The sequence below is a fragment of the Terrabacter sp. P2_E3 genome, from assembly GCF_056403915.1.
The window spans coordinates 120,846-136,173 of sequence record NZ_JBFUEN010000003.1 but is presented as its reverse complement, the minus strand read 5'-3'; the positions used below and the strand labels follow the sequence as shown (position 1 = coordinate 136,173).

At 73.4% G+C, this 15,328-nt stretch carries 13 protein-coding genes; 6 read left to right on the top strand and 7 right to left on the bottom strand.

The features are described 5' to 3' along the window. Positions 1-45: 45 nt before the first annotated feature. Positions 46-678, top strand: a complete 633-nt coding sequence (locus AC1DW8_RS03875; protein ID WP_478092020.1) for a uridine kinase family protein — start codon at positions 46-48, stop codon at positions 676-678. Here AC1DW8_RS03875 and AC1DW8_RS03870 read toward each other — a convergent pair. The 3 genes from AC1DW8_RS03870 to AC1DW8_RS03860 all read right to left on the bottom strand — a co-directional run bounded on the left by AC1DW8_RS03870 (position 673) and on the right by AC1DW8_RS03860 (position 2,811). Further along, the gene (locus AC1DW8_RS03870; protein ID WP_478092018.1) at positions 673-1,626 is read right to left on the bottom strand and encodes an alpha/beta fold hydrolase; all 954 of its coding nucleotides are present in this window, start codon (positions 1,624-1,626) and stop codon (positions 673-675) included. The two genes, AC1DW8_RS03875 and AC1DW8_RS03870, sit on opposite strands and share 6 nt — an antisense overlap. Positions 1,627-1,744: 118 nt before the next feature. After that, entirely contained in the window at positions 1,745-2,353 is a 609-nt protein-coding gene (locus AC1DW8_RS03865; protein WP_478092016.1) for a thymidine kinase, read from the bottom strand. 56 nt (positions 2,354-2,409) lie between these two features. Continuing rightward, positions 2,410-2,811, bottom strand: coding sequence for a hypothetical protein (locus AC1DW8_RS03860; protein WP_478092013.1), 402 nt, complete (start codon positions 2,809-2,811; stop codon positions 2,410-2,412). Between the two features lie 120 nt (positions 2,812-2,931). On the opposite strand from AC1DW8_RS03860, the gene AC1DW8_RS03855 reads away from it, so the two are divergent. The 3 genes from AC1DW8_RS03855 to AC1DW8_RS03845 all read left to right on the top strand — a co-directional run bounded on the left by AC1DW8_RS03855 (position 2,932) and on the right by AC1DW8_RS03845 (position 10,064). Continuing rightward, entirely contained in the window at positions 2,932-3,834 is a 903-nt protein-coding gene (locus AC1DW8_RS03855) for an aminoglycoside phosphotransferase family protein (RefSeq protein WP_478092011.1), read from the top strand. A gap of 111 nt (positions 3,835-3,945) precedes the next feature. Continuing rightward, complete coding sequence (locus AC1DW8_RS03850) at positions 3,946-9,483, top strand: ATP-binding protein (protein ID WP_478092009.1); 5,538 nt, start codon at positions 3,946-3,948, stop codon at positions 9,481-9,483. A gap of 53 nt (positions 9,484-9,536) precedes the next feature. After that, positions 9,537-10,064: a hypothetical protein gene (locus tag AC1DW8_RS03845; RefSeq protein ID WP_478092007.1), complete on the top strand. Its 528-nt coding sequence runs from the start codon at positions 9,537-9,539 to the stop codon at positions 10,062-10,064. 111 nt (positions 10,065-10,175) lie between these two features. On the opposite strand, the gene AC1DW8_RS03840 is transcribed toward AC1DW8_RS03845, so the two are convergent. From AC1DW8_RS03840 to AC1DW8_RS03830, 3 genes are read right to left on the bottom strand one after another with little or no spacing between them, the layout of a single operon-like run. Further along, entirely contained in the window at positions 10,176-10,466 is a 291-nt protein-coding gene (locus tag AC1DW8_RS03840) for a DUF6510 family protein (protein WP_056775007.1), read from the bottom strand. Between the two features lie 13 nt (positions 10,467-10,479). Beyond that, complete coding sequence (locus AC1DW8_RS03835; protein WP_478092004.1) at positions 10,480-11,235, bottom strand: ferredoxin reductase; 756 nt, start codon at positions 11,233-11,235, stop codon at positions 10,480-10,482. Next, positions 11,205-11,804, bottom strand: a complete 600-nt coding sequence (locus AC1DW8_RS03830) for a sulfite oxidase-like oxidoreductase (protein WP_478092002.1) — start codon at positions 11,802-11,804, stop codon at positions 11,205-11,207. Before AC1DW8_RS03830 ends, AC1DW8_RS03835 begins: the two co-directional genes overlap by 31 nt. Before the next feature lie 107 nt (positions 11,805-11,911). Here AC1DW8_RS03830 and AC1DW8_RS03825 point away from each other — a divergent pair, with 107 nt between their 5' ends. Both AC1DW8_RS03825 and AC1DW8_RS03820 read left to right on the top strand, forming a co-directional pair. Further along, positions 11,912-12,727 (top strand): enoyl-CoA hydratase/isomerase family protein, encoded by an 816-nt coding sequence (locus tag AC1DW8_RS03825; RefSeq protein ID WP_478092000.1) that lies wholly within the window; start codon positions 11,912-11,914, stop codon positions 12,725-12,727. Next, positions 12,724-14,274, top strand: coding sequence for a fatty acyl-CoA synthetase (locus AC1DW8_RS03820; protein WP_478091998.1), 1,551 nt, complete (start codon positions 12,724-12,726; stop codon positions 14,272-14,274). The genes AC1DW8_RS03825 and AC1DW8_RS03820 overlap by 4 nt, the downstream gene beginning before the upstream one ends. Before the next feature lie 15 nt (positions 14,275-14,289). On the opposite strand, the gene AC1DW8_RS03815 is transcribed toward AC1DW8_RS03820, so the two are convergent. After that, complete coding sequence (locus AC1DW8_RS03815; RefSeq protein ID WP_478091996.1) at positions 14,290-15,294, bottom strand: YdcF family protein; 1,005 nt, start codon at positions 15,292-15,294, stop codon at positions 14,290-14,292. Positions 15,295-15,328: the final 34 nt, after the last annotated feature.

Genomic DNA, 15,328 nt, shown 5'->3' with positions numbered 1-15,328 from the left:
GCCGACCTGACCGTGACCGACGCGACCGGACGGCATACTCACGCCATGCGACTGCACCCCGAGGAGACCGAGGCGGGGCCGTGGCGTCCCGTCGACGATGCCGCGATCGAGACGCTCCTCGGGACCCTGCTCCCGGACGGACGGGGCGTCCTGCTCGTCGACGGCCGGTCCGGGTCGGGCAAGACGACGTTCGCCGAGCGGGCGGCGACGCTGCTCGGCGGTGCTGTCGTCCACACCGACGACCTCGCCTGGCACCACGACGCGATCGCGTGGGACGACGTCGCCCTCGAGCACGTCATCGGGCCCTGGCGGCGCGGCGAGCTCGTCGACCACCGACCGCCGGGCTGGGCCGCGCAGGGGCGCGACGGTTCCGTGACCGTCCCCGAGGGCGTACGCGTGCTCGTCCTCGAGGGCGTCGGCGCGGGCCGCGCGTCGCTGGCCCTCCACGCCGACGTGGTCGTCTGGGTGCAGGCCGACCGTGACGAGGCGCGCGAGCGCGGGCTGCGGCGCGACGTCGAGCTCGGTCGCACGCGTGCGGAGGCCGAGCGATTCTGGGACGAGTGGATGACGGCCGAGGAGCCCTTCCTCGCCGGCGACCGTCCTTGGCAGCGAGCCGACCTCGTGGTCAGCGGCGACGCTGGCGGCTGGGTGGTGGCGCCGGGCGGTCCTCGGTCATGACTGCAGCGCGCGCTCGAGCGTGCTCCTGATCGTCGCGGGCCAGTCGTCGGGCTTCGGCACGATCCGGAGCTCGGCCTGCGACGACAGCGCGAGCACCCGGCGCTGGTACTGCCTCCAGACACCGTCGATCTTGCTGCCGTCGACCGCCGCCGGCCACGGCTGCACCTGCGCCCCGACGAGGTCGTAGAGCGGCGTGGACGTCACGGGCAGCCGTTCGTAGGCCGTCCACGAGGTCGGGTCGAGGCTCTCCTTGTTCGTCGCGACCGCGTTGAAGCGGCCGAGGTCGGCCCACACGCTGCCCAGCTCAGGGTCGCTCGGGTCCTTCGGCGGCAGGAGCCTGAGCAGGGCGCCGGCGGGTCCGAAGTAGCCCGGGGGGACGGGGTCGAGCAGGACGACGGCCTTGGCGTCGGACTCGTGCCGGCTCATCCACGTCAGCACGATCGGAGCCCCCATGGCGAGTCCCAGGACGACGACGGGCCGTGTCAGCCCGAGCCCCGAGATGACTCCGTCGAGGTCGTCGGCGAGGCTGGCGAAGGTCTGGCGGTCGGGCACCGAGTCGCTCCGTCCGATCCCGAGTCGGTCATAGACACAGACCCGGCCGCGCGTCGCGAGGGTCTGCGGGATCGTGCCCCACGCGTCGTCCATGGCCAGTCCGTAGTCGGCCACGAGGACGACCGACGGGCCGCTGCCGGCGCACCGGGCCTTGAGGTGCCGGCCGGCAACGACGACGTCACGCTCGGGCTCGAGGGTCGGGGTCGCTCGCACGGTCGGGGTTGCTCGTACGGTGGGGGTTGCTCGTGCGGTCGGGGTCGTCACGGCGCCGGCACCGGCGGAGCCGGACGTGCAGGCCGCGAGGGCCGGTGCCAGCGCCATCACGAGCACGACGGTCAGCCACCTCAGGCCGTGCGTGGTTCCGGTCCGGTGCCTGCGTCCGGTCGTGGTTCCCATCTCGGTCTCCCTCTGCGAGAGCGAGGGCGTTGCGTCCTCGACCCGAGGATGACCGTTCAGGGGACGCGTGTCTGTGCGCGCGGCGACAGAGCCGGACAGGAGCCCGGGTGCCGCCGGCTCAGGACGACGCGGGCCGCACGAAGCAGGAGCGGCAGCGTGCCTCGTAGGTGAAGGTGCCGTCGTCCGGAAGGGCCTCGGAGCCGCCGAGGCTGTCGAGGAAGGGCTCGCCCGAGCGGAGGACCTGCGTGTGCGTGGCGCTGAAGTCGCGGCACTGGTCGCACACGGCGCGGCGGTAGGTCACGGTGTCGGGCCCGAGCTCGAGCAGCGCCCGGACGGGGGCGAAGAGCTCGCCGCGGTGGTCGAGGTCGATGCCGGCGACGACGACACGGGTGCCGCGACGCAGGAGCTGGCCGACGACCGCGACGTCGTCGAGGTCGAACATGTGCACCTCGTCGACGGCCACGACGTCGAGCTGCTCGTCGAGGGCCTCGTGCAGGCTGCGCACCTTCGTCGTCGCGAGCACACCACCGCTGCGGGAGGTGACGCCGCTGTCGCGGACGTGCCGCTCCGACTGGTACACGCGGTGTCGCACCCGCGTGAACTGCAGCGGTGACAGCAGCGAGATGAGCGCGAGGCTCTTGCCCGACTTCATCGGCCCGAGGACGACGTCGAGCGACACCTCGGACGCGGTGCGGACGGCCTGCCTGACGTCGTCGATCGTGGTCACGGGCGAGAACGCTATCGGCCCCCGGTGTCAGTCGGTGGCATCGCCTCGCACCCGGGTCAGCGGCCGTAGCCGTTGGCGCCTCGGATCACGTTCTCGATGCACGCGTCGACGGTGCCCGACGTGGTCACCTGACCCACGAGCTCCTTGGCGTGACCGGCGGCCCGGGCCTGCGCTCCGAAGAGCCAGCACAGCGTCGGGTCGGTCTGGGTGGACGGCACGGACACGTCGACCGCCCCCACCTGCGACTGGAGCATCTGGAACTGCTCGTCCTGGTGGCCCACGAACCACAGCCAGCCGATGGTGTTGGCGATGACGAGCAGGAGCACGAGGCCCACGCTCACGGGGCGACCCACTGAGCGCTCCACGCCGCTGAGAGGCGAGTCCGGACCGCGCTGCCCCGGCTGCCCGAGCCCGTCCGGCGCCTCCGCCCGCGTCGTGCTCGTCACCGTCTCGTCCATGCGACTGCCCCTGTCGTCCGTGGCGCTCCCCTGTGCCGGTGAGGCGAAGGTACTCCCAAGGTCGACGCCTCGCCCGGAAAGCAGTCGCCAGGGACGCTGCTCGCCGCCTAGCGTGCCGGGATGCCCATGCACGAGGACGAGGTCCGCGCGACTCCCGAGCTGGTCCGACGGTTGCTCGCCGACCAGTGCCCGCAGCTTGCGGAGCGGCCCGTGACGGCCCTCCCCGACGACGTCGAGGGCACCGACAACGTCCTCTTCCGGCTCGGCGACGCGCTCGTCGTGCGGATGCCCAAGGTCGAGTGGGCCGCGCAGCAGGCCGACTCCGACGCCCGGTGGCTCCCTCGTCTCGCACCGCACCTGCCCGTCGGCGTGCCGGTCCCCGTCCACCTCGGACGCCCGTCCGACGACTACCCGTGGGCGTGGTCGGTCGTCCCCTGGGTCGACGGCACGACCCCGCCGCGCCTCGGCTCCGACGACGTCCCTCTCGCCCGCGACGTCGCGGACTTCGCCCTGCGACTGCGCGAGGTCGACGCCACGGGCGGCCCCACCAAGCCACCGGGCTCGCGCGGCACCCCGCTCTCCCACGTCGACGCGGCGGCGCGCGCCGGCCTCGAGCGGCTGCGCGGCCACGGCGACGCCCTCGACCTCGACGCCGCCGAGCGCGCCTGGGACATCTGCGTCTCCGCCCCGGACTGGGAGGGCGACCCCATGTGGATCCACGGCGACCTCCAGCCCGGCAACCTCGTCGTCGACACCGGCCGCCTAGTCGCCGTCATCGACTGGGGCGCCCTCGGTGTCGGCGACCCGGCTCCCGACGTCGCCGCCGCCCTGTGGACCTTCACGGGAGACGCACGAGACCTCTACCGCGAGACCGTCTGCCCCGACGACGCCACGTGGCTCCGGGCGTGCGGGTGGGCTCTCGCGCCGTCGCTCACCGGCATCGACTACTACCGGCACACCTTCCCGCGAATGGCCGAGCACGGCCGTCAGATGGTGCGCGCCGTCGTCGCCGAGCTCGCATGACCGACCGGCCGAACCACGCACCCCACGACTCCGCGCCTGTCTACTCGCCGGTCACCGGGCAGGCGTGGAAGGCTGCAGGGTGCGACACCACCCCCGTCTGAAGGAGCACCGATGATCTCGCGCATCGCCATCGTGAACCGCGGCGAGGCCGCCATGCGGCTCATCCACGCGGTGCGGGACCTCAACGCCGCCGCGGGTCGCGACGGCCACCGCATCGAGACGGTCGCCCTGCACACCGAGGGCGAGCGGCGGGCCATGTTCGTGCGCGAGAGCGATGACGCCTACGACCTCGGACCGGCCTCGGCCCGCCCCTACCTCGACCACGCCGTCCTCGAGCGCGCCCTGCGCGAGACGAAGGTCGACGCGGCGTGGGTCGGCTGGGGCTTCGTCGCCGAGGACCCCGCCTTCGCCGAGCTGTGCGAGCGCGTCGGCGTCACCTTCATCGGCCCGAGCCCCGATGCCATGCGCAAGCTCGGTGACAAGATCGGCAGCAAGCTCATCGCCGAGGAGGTCGGCGTCCCCGTCGCGCCGTGGAGCCGCGGCGGCGTCGACACCCTCGAGGACGCGAAGGCAGCAGCCGCACGCATCGGCTATCCCCTCATGCTCAAGGCGACCGCCGGCGGTGGTGGCCGCGGCATCCGCCGCGTCGACTCCGACGCCGACCTCACCGATGCCTACGAGCGCACCCGCGACGAGGCCCAGCGCGCGTTCGGCTCGGGCGTCGTCTTCCTCGAGAAGCTCGTCACCGGCGCCCGCCACATCGAGGTCCAGGTCATCGCCGACGGCCAGGGCTCCGCGTGGGCCGTGGGCGTGCGCGACTGCTCGGTGCAGCGCCGCAACCAGAAGGTCATCGAGGAGTCCGCCTCTCCCGTCCTGCGCCCCGAGCAGGAGGACGAGGTCCGCGCCAGCGCCGAGCGGCTCGCCATCGCGGTCGGCTACGCCGGCGCCGGGACCGTCGAGTTCCTCTACCACCCGGGCGAGCGCTTCTTCGCCTTCCTCGAGGTCAACACCCGCCTCCAGGTCGAGCACCCGATCACCGAGGTCGTCACCGACACCGACCTCGTCAAGCTCCAGATCCACGTCGCGAACGGCGGGCGTCTCGACGACCTGCCCGGCGGCCGCCCCACGCAGCGCGGCCACGCCGTCGAGGCCCGCCTCAACGCCGAGGACCCCGACCGCGACTTCGCCCCGAGCCCCGGCCGCATCAGCCTGCTCCAGTTCCCGGCCGGTCCCGGCATCCGCGTCGACACCGGTGTGGGAGAAGGCGACTCGATCCCCGCCGACTTCGACTCGATGATCGCCAAGATCATCGCCCACGGCCGCGACCGCGACGAGGCCCTCGCCCGCCTGCGGCGCGCCATGGCCGAGACGACCGTCGTCATCGACGGCGGCTCGACGAACAAGAGCTTCATCCTCGACCTGCTCGACCAGCCCGAGATCATCGACGGCTCCGCCGACACCGGCTGGATCGACCGCGTCCGCGCCGAGGGCCGCCTCGTGTCGCACCGCCACTCCGGCGTCGCGCTCGTCGCCGCCGGCATCGAGGCCTACGAGGACGCGGAGGCCATCGAGCGGGCCCGCCTGCTCGAGTCGGCCCGCGGGGGCCGTCCGCAGGTGCAGCACACGGTCGGCCGCGCCATCGACCTCAAGCTGCGCGGCACGGCATACAAGGTCATGGTGCTGCGCACCGCGTCGCACCGCTACCGCGTCTCCATCGCCAACGGCGGCGACGAGCACGTCGTCGACGCGACGCTCGACCGCATCGACGAGTATGCCGGCCGCATCGTCGTCGAGGGACGCGCGCACCGCCTCGTGACCGCCACCCACGGCCCCGTCCACCTCGTCGAGGTCGACGGCGTGACCCACCGCGTGTCCCGCGACGAGGGCGGCGTCGTGCGCTCGCCCGCGCCCGCGCTCGTCGTCGCCACCCCCGCGGCCGTGGGCGACGAGGTCGCCGCCGGTGCCCCGGTGCTCGTCCTCGAGTCGATGAAGATGGAGACGGTCCTCCCGGCGCCCTTCGCCGCCCGCGTGCGCGAGCTGCTCGTCTCCGTCGGCAGCCAGGTCGAGACCGGCGCACCGCTCGTGCGGCTCGAACCCACCGGCGACGAGGCCGAGGTCGCCGAGGCCGTGGCCACCGAGACCGTCGACCTCGACCTGCCCGACTCGAACGCTGGGCAGGCGAGCGTGCGCGAGCGCGTCGGCCGCGGCATCGAGGACCTCTCCGCGAGCGTCCTCGGCTTCGACGGCGACCCGATCGGCGACCGCAGGGTGCTCACCGGCTACCTCTCGGCGCGCGACGAGCTCGCGGCGGAGGGCACGATCCCACTGGCCGAGGAGATCGACGTCCTCGAGCTGCTCACCGACTTCGCCGAGCTGAGCCGCAACCGCCCGGCCGCCGAGGAGCGCCACACCGAGCTGCTCGTCCACAGCCCGCGCGAGCACTTCCACTCCTACCTCCAGAGCCTCGACGTCGACCGCGCCGGTCTCTCGGCGGACTTCCGCGACAAGCTCGCCCGCGTCCTGCGCCACTACGGCGTCACCGACTTCGAGCGCACGCCCGACCTGGAGGAGGCGGTCTTCCGCGTCTTCCTCGCGCAGCAGCGTTCGGCGCCCGAGGTGCAGCTCGCGACATCGATCCTCCAGCGGTGGCTCGCCGAGCCGATCCCGGCGCCGCCGCTCGACGCGGCAGCCCGTGACGCGCTCGACCGGCTCGTCGTCGCGACCCAGCTGCGCTTCCCCGTCATCGGCGACCTCGCCCGCAGCGTCCGCTTCCGCTGGTTCGACCAGCCGCTCGTCGACGAGGAGCGCCAGAGCGTCCTCGCCGGGGTCCGCGACAAGCTCGCGGCGCTCGCGGCCGAGCCCGACGCACCCGACCACACGGCGCGCATCGACGAGCTCGCTGCGATCCCCGAGCAGATCGTCCGGTTCCTCACCGAGCGCCTCCACGAGGAGGCGCCGGAGCGGCTACCCGAGCACGAGCCGATGCTCGAGGTGCTCATCAAGCGGCACTACCGCGAGCACGAGCTGCACGGCCTGCGCACCTTCTCCGAGGGCGACCGGCCCTTCGCCGTCGCCGACTACACGCTCGACGAGCGTCCGACGCACCTGACGTCGACGATCGGCGGGGTCGACGAGCTCGTGCCGGGCAGCCCGCTCGACGCGGCCGTCTCCAACGACGTGTGGTCGCGACCCACGGGGCTCCAGTCCGTCGTCGACCTCTACCTGCGCTGGGCGCAGGAGCCCGAGTCGCCGGACGCCGCGAGCGATCAGCTCGCCGCGCTGCTCCAGCAGCTGCCCTTCGCCCAGGACGTACGCCGGGTCGCCGTCGCCGTGAGCGCCGGCCAGGGGCGCCCGGTCGGCTACTTCACCTTCCGCCCCGTCGACGGCACCCTCGTCGAGGACCGCCTCGTCCGCGGCGTGCACCCCATGGTCGGGCGCCGCCTCAACCTGTGGCGCCTCACGTCCTTCGACGTGACGCGGCTCGAGGCCCCCGAGGACGTCCTGCTCTACGAGTGCGTCGCCAAGGACAACCCCGACGACCACCGCCTCGTCGCCCTCGCGCAGGTGCGTCAGGTCGTCGTCGTGCGCGACGAGTCCGGTCAGGTGTCGGGCCTGCCGCACGTCGAGCGCGCCATCGCCAACTGCCTCGAGGCGATCCGTCGGGTCCGGGCGAGCCGCGGCGCCAAGGGTTCCCGGCTCGACATGAACCACGTGTGGGTCCAGATCTGGCCGACCATCGAGGCCGACCTCGGCCAGCTGACGGCGCTCCAGAGCAAGATCGCCCCCGTCACCGCCGGCGCCGGCATCGAGGAGGTCCTCGTGCAGGCGCAGGTCGCCGGGGCACCCGGCGAGGCGCCCGCCCCGATCGCGGGCCGCTTCTTCTACCAGCCCGGCTCGGGCGTCACCGGCTCGCTGGGCGCCCCGCCCACCGAGCCGCTCAAGCCGCTCGACGACTACGCCTCCAAGGTCGTCCGGGCCCGACGCCGTGGTCTCGTCTACCCCTACGAGCTCCAGTCGATGATCGCCGGCGACGGCGGCACGGTGCTCGAGCACGACCTCGACGACTCGGGCACGCTCGTGCCCGTCGACCGTCCGCAGGGCCTCAACAAGGCCGGCATCATCGTCGCCGTCGTCAGCTCGCCGACGGTCCGCCACCCCGAGGGCGTGACGCGCGTCGTCCTCTCGGGCGACCCGCTCCGGTCGCTCGGCTCCGTGGCCGAGGCCGAGTGCGCCCGGGTCATCGCGGCCTTGGACCTCGCCGAGCGGATGCAGGTGCCGCTCGAGTGGTACTCCCTGTCCGCCGGTGCCCGCATCTCGATGGACTCCGGCACCGAGAACATGGACTGGGTCGCCCGTGCCCTCAAGCGGATCATCGAGTTCACCCAGGCGGGTGGCGAGATCAACATCGTCGTCGCCGGCATCAACGTCGGCGCCCAGCCCTACTGGAACGCCGAGGCGACGATGCTCATGCACACCAAGGGCATCCTCGTCATGACCCCAGACAGCGCCATGGTCCTCACCGGCAAGCAGTCGCTCGACTTCTCCGGCGGCGTCTCGGCCGAGGACAACTTCGGCATCGGTGGCTACGACCGCGTCATGGGCCCGAACGGGCAGGCGCAGTACTGGGCCAAGGACCTCGCGGGTGCCCGGGCCATCCTCATGGCGCACTACGAGCACGCCTACGTCAGCCCGGGCGAGTCCGGCCCGCGCCGCGTCACGACGAGCGACCCGTCGCACCGTGACGTGACGCTCTACCCGCACGAGCTGGCCGACTCCGGCTTCAAGACGGTCGGCGACATCTTCAGCTCGCTCACCAACCCGGACCGCAAGAAGCCGTTCGACATCCGCACTCTCATGCGGGCCGTCAGCGACCAGGACCGCGAGCCGCTCGAGCGCTGGGCCGGCATGGCCGACGCCGAGACCGCGGTCGTGCAGGACGCCCACCTCGGTGGCATCCCCGTGTGCCTCATCGGCATCGAGTCCAAGTCGGTGCCGCGCCGCGGCTTCCCGCCCACCGACGGCCCCGACACGTACACGGCCGGCACTCTCTTCCCGCGGTCGAGCAAGAAGGTGGCGCGCGCCATCAACGCGGCGAGCGGCAACCGCCCCGTCGTCGTCCTGGCGAACCTGTCGGGCTTCGACGGCTCACCCGAGTCGATGCGCAGCCTCCAGCTCGAGTACGGCGCCGAGATCGGCCGGGCCATCGTCAACTTCGACGGCCCGATCGTCTTCACCGTCGTCTCCCGCTACCACGGCGGCGCGTTCGTCGTCTTCTCCAAGACGCTCAACCCGCGCATGACGGTGCTGGCCATCGAAGGGTCGTTCGCGTCGGTGCTCGGCGGTGCGCCGGCGGCGGCCGTCGTCTTCTCGCGCGACGTCGACGCCCGCACGGCGTCCGACCCGCGCGTCACCGAGCTCGAGGGTCAGGTCGCGTCGGCCAGCGGCGTCGAGCGCGCCCGGCTGGCCACGGAGCTCGCCGAGCTGCGCAGCTCGGTGCGCGCCGAGAAGCTCGGCCAGGTCGCGTCCGAGTTCGACACGGTGCACAGCATCCACCGCGCCGTCTCGGTCGGGTCGGTCGACGCCGTCATCGACGCCCACGACATGCGTCCGCGCATCATCGCCGCGATCGAGGCCGGCCTGCAGGGCTGACCGGGTGGGCGCGCGGCGTCCCGCGCGCCCACCACCGACACACAGGGGAGCACATGAGCAGCAGCACGCAGGAGTTCGTCGAGCGTGCCCGCGCGGCAGCCGAGGGCACGCCGTATGCCGTCGCGGAGCGCCCGTACGGCTTCGACCTGACGATCGACCTCGCCGACGCCCGGTGGCTCACCATCACGCGGGCGCACGGGCTCAAGCGCGTCTTCACCCACGAGGTGCACCTGAGGGACGATGGCCGCTACGGCATCACCGACGTCGACAACACCGTCAGCTACAGCGGCGGGACCGCGTCGCTCTCGGCCGAGAGGTCGTTCAAGCGTGGCCGGGTGATGAGCTACTCGCGGCGCGTCGAGTTCGGCGTCGACGCCGGGACGGGTCGGGTCGGCAAGGTCGTCGACTACTCGTTCCGGGCCGGCGAGGGACGCGACCTCATCCGGGGTGTGGCGAAGGAGCTCGGCTGGACGGAGCGGATGAACACCGAGCAGCGTGGCGCTCTCGTCGTCGGCATCGCCACGATCGTCCTCACCGTGGGCGCCTTCGCCGCCATCGGCATCCACGCCCTGCTCAGCTGACCAGGGTCACCGGCAGCGGTGCGCGGTGGCGCGGGAGATGGTCACCGACGGCAGGAGTGCGCGTTGCAACGCGCACCTGTGGCACGACGCCGCACCGTTGAGCTGACCCGGCTAGCGCTTCGGGGCCGGCACCCGCAGTGACGTGACGCCGCCGAGGTCGAGCCACACCGCGTCGGGAGTGCGGACGACCCGGACGAGCACGTCGTCGCAGCCCGGGCACCGACCGACGAGGCCCGGCTCGGGCCCGTAGACGCGCAGCGTCGCGACCTCCGCGTCCGCGCCACAGCCGCGACAGTGGACGACGGCCACCGTGACGTCGAGCGCGAAGAGCTCCGAGAGCGGGCCGGCCATGAGGTTGCCGTCGTATGCCGCCGTGGGCCCTGGACCGTCGGGGATCGTCATGGGAGGTCCTCCTTCACGGGCCGCTCGGCCCGAATCGCTCTGTCCGGATGCGGTCGGCCGCGTGGCCGAGCGCGACGAGCAGGTCGGCAGCGCCCTCGACGAAGCCGGTCGGCCCGCACACGTAGCACGTGGGTGCGTCCTCCCCCGTCCAGCCGGGCGCGGCGAGGTCCGACTCGCGCAGCCGGCCGACCGGGCGGTCGTCACCGTCGGGGGCCCGGCGCGTGTGGACGAGCCGGACGTCGACGCCGTCCGTGGCGGCCAGCACCGCGAGCTCGTCGCGGTAGATGACGTCGTCGGGCCCGCGGACCGAGTAGACGAGACGGAAGGGCGGTGCGCCGGGCCCGCGGGCCCGCAGGATCGCCATGAGGGGGACGACGCCGGAGCCGCCGGCTACGAGCAGCACGGGCCCGGGCTGCCCGGTGCGCCAGACGAACCAGCCACCGACGGGCCCACGCACGCGCACGGCGTCACCGACCGCGAGACCGTCGGCGAGGAAGGTCGAGACCTCCCCGTCCGGCACCCGCTGGACGGTCAGCTCGACCCGGTCACCGCGCTCGGGCGCCGAGACGGAGTAGCTCCGGGTCGCCGTGTAGCCGTCGAGCGCGGTGAGCCGCACGTCGACGTGCTGACCCGGCAGGTGACCGGGCCACCCGTCGACGTCGAGGACGAGCGTCACTGCGCTGTCGGTCTCGGGACGTCGCTCGACGAGCGTGGCCTCCCGCCACGCGCGCCGGGCACTCAGTCCCCCTGGTACCGCTGCTCGCGCCATGGGTCGCCGTAGTCGTGGTAGCCGAGCTGCTCCCAGAAGCCGGGTGAGTCCTCGAGCATCAGCTCGATGCCGCGCACCCACTTGGCCGACTTCCAGAAGTAGAGGTGCGGGACGAGCAGCCTTGCGGGACCGCCGTGCTCGGGTCGGAGGTCGTCGCCGTCGTAGCCGTACGCGACCCAGGCCTGTCCGTCGAGGAGGTCCTCGAGCGGCAGGTTCGTCGTGTAGCCGCCGTAGCTGTGCACCATCGCGAAGTCGGCGGCCGTCTCGACGTCGGCGAGGAGGGTGTCGAGCGAGACGCCGCGCCACTCGGTGTCGAGCTTGGACCAGCTCGTGACGCAGTGGATGTCGACGGTCACGTTCTCGGCCGGGAGGGCCATGAGCTCGGCCCACGACCACGTGTGGCGGGTGCCGTCCTCCGTCGCGACCCACAGCTCGAACTCGTCGTGGTCGACGTTCGAGGTGGGGCCCGCCGAGAGCACCGGGAAGTCACCGGTGAGGTACTGGCCCGGGGGCAGCCGGTCGTCGCGGCCGCGTGGCCGACCCTGGAACCCTCGTGTCACGAAGTCCATGCCCAGTCACTGTACGGGGCTGCCGACCACGCCGGACGGCATACGCGACCGGTCGTTCCGTGCGCCACCCCTCCCCAGGACGGCTCCGGCGGGGCAGGATGAGCCCCGTGACGACGACGGTGCCGATGCTGTCGGTGTCGGACGGCGTGGCCACGATCCGGCTCGCGCGACCCGACGCCGGCAACGCCGTGGACCTGCCGACCGCCATCGCGCTGCGCGACGCGGTCGGCGCGGTCGCGAGCGCCGCCGGGCCGGTGCACGTCGTCGTCCTCCGGGCCGACGGCCGGCTCTTCTGCGCCGGCGGCGACGTGCGCGCCATGGCCGCGGCACCCGAGCGCCGGGCCTTCGTCGCCGAGCTGGCGGGGATCCTGCACGAGACGCTCACGGCCCTGCGCGCGCTGCCGGTCCCGGTCGTCGCGGTCGTCCAGGGCGCCGCCGCGGGCGCCGGTGTGGGCCTCGTCCTCGCCTCCGACGTGGTCCTCGCGGCCGACCACGCGACGTTCGTCGCGGCCTACCCCAGCGTCGGCCTGTCGCCCGACTGCGGCGTCAGCGCACTGCTGCCCGCCGCCGTCGGCGCGCGCCGGGCCGCCCTCTTCCTGCTGACCGGCACCCCCATCGACGCGGCGACCGCGCTCGACTGGGGACTCGTCACCGAGGTGTGCCCCGCCCCGGACCTCGACGCCCGCGCCGGCGAGGTCGTCGCCGCGATCGCCGCCCTCCCCCGCGAGGCCGTCGGCGAGGCAGCCCGCCTGCTGCGCCTCGCGGGTGAGCGCCCGTATGACGTCCAGCTCGCCGACGAGGCCGCGACCATCGCGCGGCTCGCCGGGGGCGCCGAGGCGGGAGCCCTCCTCGAGTCCTTCGCCGCGCCCGCCCACCGACCCGACCGACCTCGCGAACGCCCCGACCCCGGAGACACCCCATGAGCGTCAGCACCGCGCAGATCACCTCGAGCACCGTCGACGGCGTCGTCCGCCGCAGCGCCGCGCGCCATCCGGACCGGGTCGCGCTCGTCTTCGACGACCGCACGTGGACGTATGCCGCCCTCGACGCCGCCGTGTCCCGCGCGGCCGCGCACCTGCTCGGTCTCGGACTCGCCGGCGGCGACCGCGTCGCGACGGTCGGGGTCAACTCCGACGCCTACCTGCTCGCCTACCTCGGCTGTGCCCGCGCGGGCCTCGTCCACGTCCCCGTCAACTACGCGCTGACCGGCCCCGAGCTGACCTACCTGCTGCGCGACTCGGGCGCGCGCGTCGCGCTCGTCGACGTGGCGCTGCGCGACGGCGTCGAGGCCGTGCGCGCCGACACCGACCTCGAGCAGGTGCTGCTGCTCCACGGCGGGGACGACGCCGTGCTGCCGCGGTGGAGCGAGGGCGATGTGCCCACGCTCGACGTCGGGACGCGCGACACCGACCTCGTCCAGCTGCTCTACACCTCGGGCACGACGTCCCAGCCCAAGGGCGCGATGATGACGCACCGGGCCCTCGTCCACGAGTACGTCTCGTGCATCGTCGGCCTCGACCTGCGCGAGGACGACGCCCCACTCCACTCGATGCCGCTCTACCACTCGGCCCAGATGCACGTCTTCCTCCTGCCCTACCTCGCCGTGGGGGCGACGAACCACCTGCTGCCCCGCCCCGACGTCGCGACGATCCTCGAGCGGGTCGCCACCCACGGCATCGGCTCGCTCTTCCTCGCCCCCACCGTCTGGGTACCGCTCTCCAACCACCCGGCGCTCGAGACCGCCGACCTCGGCTCGCTCCGCAAGGCGTACTACGGCGCGTCGATCATGCCGGTCCCGGTGCGCGACCGGCTCCAGCAGCGCCTGCCCGGGCTCGGCTTCTGGAACTGCTTCGGTCAGTCCGAGATCGGCCCGCTCGCCACGGTGCTGCGGCCCGAGGAGCACGCCGAGCGACCCGAGGCGTGTGGCCGCACCGTGCTCTTCGTCGAGGCACGCGTCGTCGACCCCGAGGGCACCGACGTCCCCGCCGGGGAGTCGGGCGAGCTGCTCTACCGATCGCCGCAGCTGTGCACCGGCTACTGGAACAAGCAGGACGCGACGGCCGAGGCCTTCCGTGACGGGTGGTTCCACTCCGGCGACCTCGTCACCCGCGACGACGCCGGCTACCTCACCGTCGTCGACCGCATCAAGGACGTCATCAACACCGGCGGCGTCATGGTCGCCTCCCGCGAGGTCGAGGACGCGCTCTACACCCACCCTGCCGTGGCCGAGGTCGCCGTCATCGCAACGCCGCACGAACGCTGGGTCGAGGCCGTCACCGCCGTCGTCGTCCTACGCGACGGACAGACGGTGACCGAGACCGAGCTCGTCGACCATGCCCGCGCCAGCCTCGCGCCCTTCAAGCTGCCCAAGGCGATCCACTTCGTCGACGAGCTGCCCCGCAACCAGAGCGGCAAGCTGCTCAAGCGAGTGCTGCGTGACGACCTGGCTCAGGGGCCAGCCACGTCGTGACCGCGCGCGGCGCCCTCAGACGGGCAGGACGGCATACGCGAGCCAGGCCGTCCAGGCCGCCCACACGCCGAGGCCCGCGAGGTTGGTGCGCGGGTGGAGCGTCAGCGCGGCGAGGAACTCGCGCACGAAGGCGCTCGGCACGAAGTACCAGGCTGTCGGGCCGCCGGTGACGTCGGCGTCGATGCCGAGGCGCCGGGCCAGCAGCGCCGCGCGGCCGACGTGGTAGTTGCTCGTCACGACGCGCAGGGGCCCGGCGTCGCCGATCCCGCGCGACCGCAGGATCTCGCGTGAGAGCAGCAGGTTCTCCTCGGTCGTCGTCGCGCGGTCCTCGGTCGCGACCGACGCCTGGGGTATGCCGTGGGCCATGAGGTACGCGGTCATGGCCATCCCCTCGGACATCGGCTCGTCGTCGCCCTGCCCGCCGCTCGGCACGAGGAGGCACTCGTGGCCGCGGTCGCGCTCTGCGCGCCACGCGTCGGCGGCCGCGTCGAGCCGGTGGGCGAGCAGCTGCGGCACCGTGCCGCCCACGAGTCCCGAGCCGAGGACGACGACCGCCGCCGGCTCGGCGCGGGCGCGGTGGCGCCGGTAGGTCAGGCAGTAGAGCGCGAAGCTGCCGAAGGCGAGCGCCGGGTAGCCGGGCAGGAGCAGGACGACGATCCCGAGGACCTCCGGCCCCGTCGGGACGGCGGCGATCGCGCCGGCGGCACCGGAGCCGACGACACCCGTCCCGACGGCCGTCGCCGTCAGGATCGCGATGCCGAGGAGCAGCGCGAGGACGTTGGTCGGACCCCGGCCCTGCGGGCGCAGCAGGCGCAGGCCGTTGCCGACGAAGAGGAGTCCCAGCACGACCGAGAGGACCTGCGGGAGCACGAGCACGTCCACCCCGACCGCCGACAGCACGGCCCAGAGGGCGCCGAGGAGCAGGACCCCGATCCGCCATCGGCGCGGGTCGGCACGCGCGAGGTGGACCGCGAGGCCCAGGAGCGCCACGACGAGGAGGAGGTCGAGGGCCGGGCGCATGCGACGAGCATGCCCTCCCGGAGGCCTCGTCGCG

Coding starts and splice junctions, on each gene's coding strand:
- AC1DW8_RS03845 (WP_478092007.1), top strand. CDS start 9,537: ATGAGCAGCAGCACGCAGGAGTTCGTCGAGCGTGCCCGCGCGGCAGCC.
- AC1DW8_RS03855 (WP_478092011.1), top strand. CDS start 2,932: ATGCCCATGCACGAGGACGAGGTCCGCGCGACTCCCGAGCTGGTCCGA.
- AC1DW8_RS03870 (WP_478092018.1), bottom strand. CDS start 1,626: ATGGGAACCACGACCGGACGCAGGCACCGGACCGGAACCACGCACGGC.
- AC1DW8_RS03860 (WP_478092013.1), bottom strand. CDS start 2,811: ATGGACGAGACGGTGACGAGCACGACGCGGGCGGAGGCGCCGGACGGG.
- AC1DW8_RS03815 (WP_478091996.1), bottom strand. CDS start 15,294: ATGCGCCCGGCCCTCGACCTCCTCCTCGTCGTGGCGCTCCTGGGCCTC.
- AC1DW8_RS03850 (WP_478092009.1), top strand. CDS start 3,946: ATGATCTCGCGCATCGCCATCGTGAACCGCGGCGAGGCCGCCATGCGG.
- AC1DW8_RS03830 (WP_478092002.1), bottom strand. CDS start 11,804: ATGGACTTCGTGACACGAGGGTTCCAGGGTCGGCCACGCGGCCGCGAC.
- AC1DW8_RS03835 (WP_478092004.1), bottom strand. CDS start 11,235: ATGGCGCGAGCAGCGGTACCAGGGGGACTGAGTGCCCGGCGCGCGTGG.
- AC1DW8_RS03820 (WP_478091998.1), top strand. CDS start 12,724: ATGAGCGTCAGCACCGCGCAGATCACCTCGAGCACCGTCGACGGCGTC.
- AC1DW8_RS03875 (WP_478092020.1), top strand. CDS start 46: ATGCGACTGCACCCCGAGGAGACCGAGGCGGGGCCGTGGCGTCCCGTC.
- AC1DW8_RS03840 (WP_056775007.1), bottom strand. CDS start 10,466: ATGACGATCCCCGACGGTCCAGGGCCCACGGCGGCATACGACGGCAAC.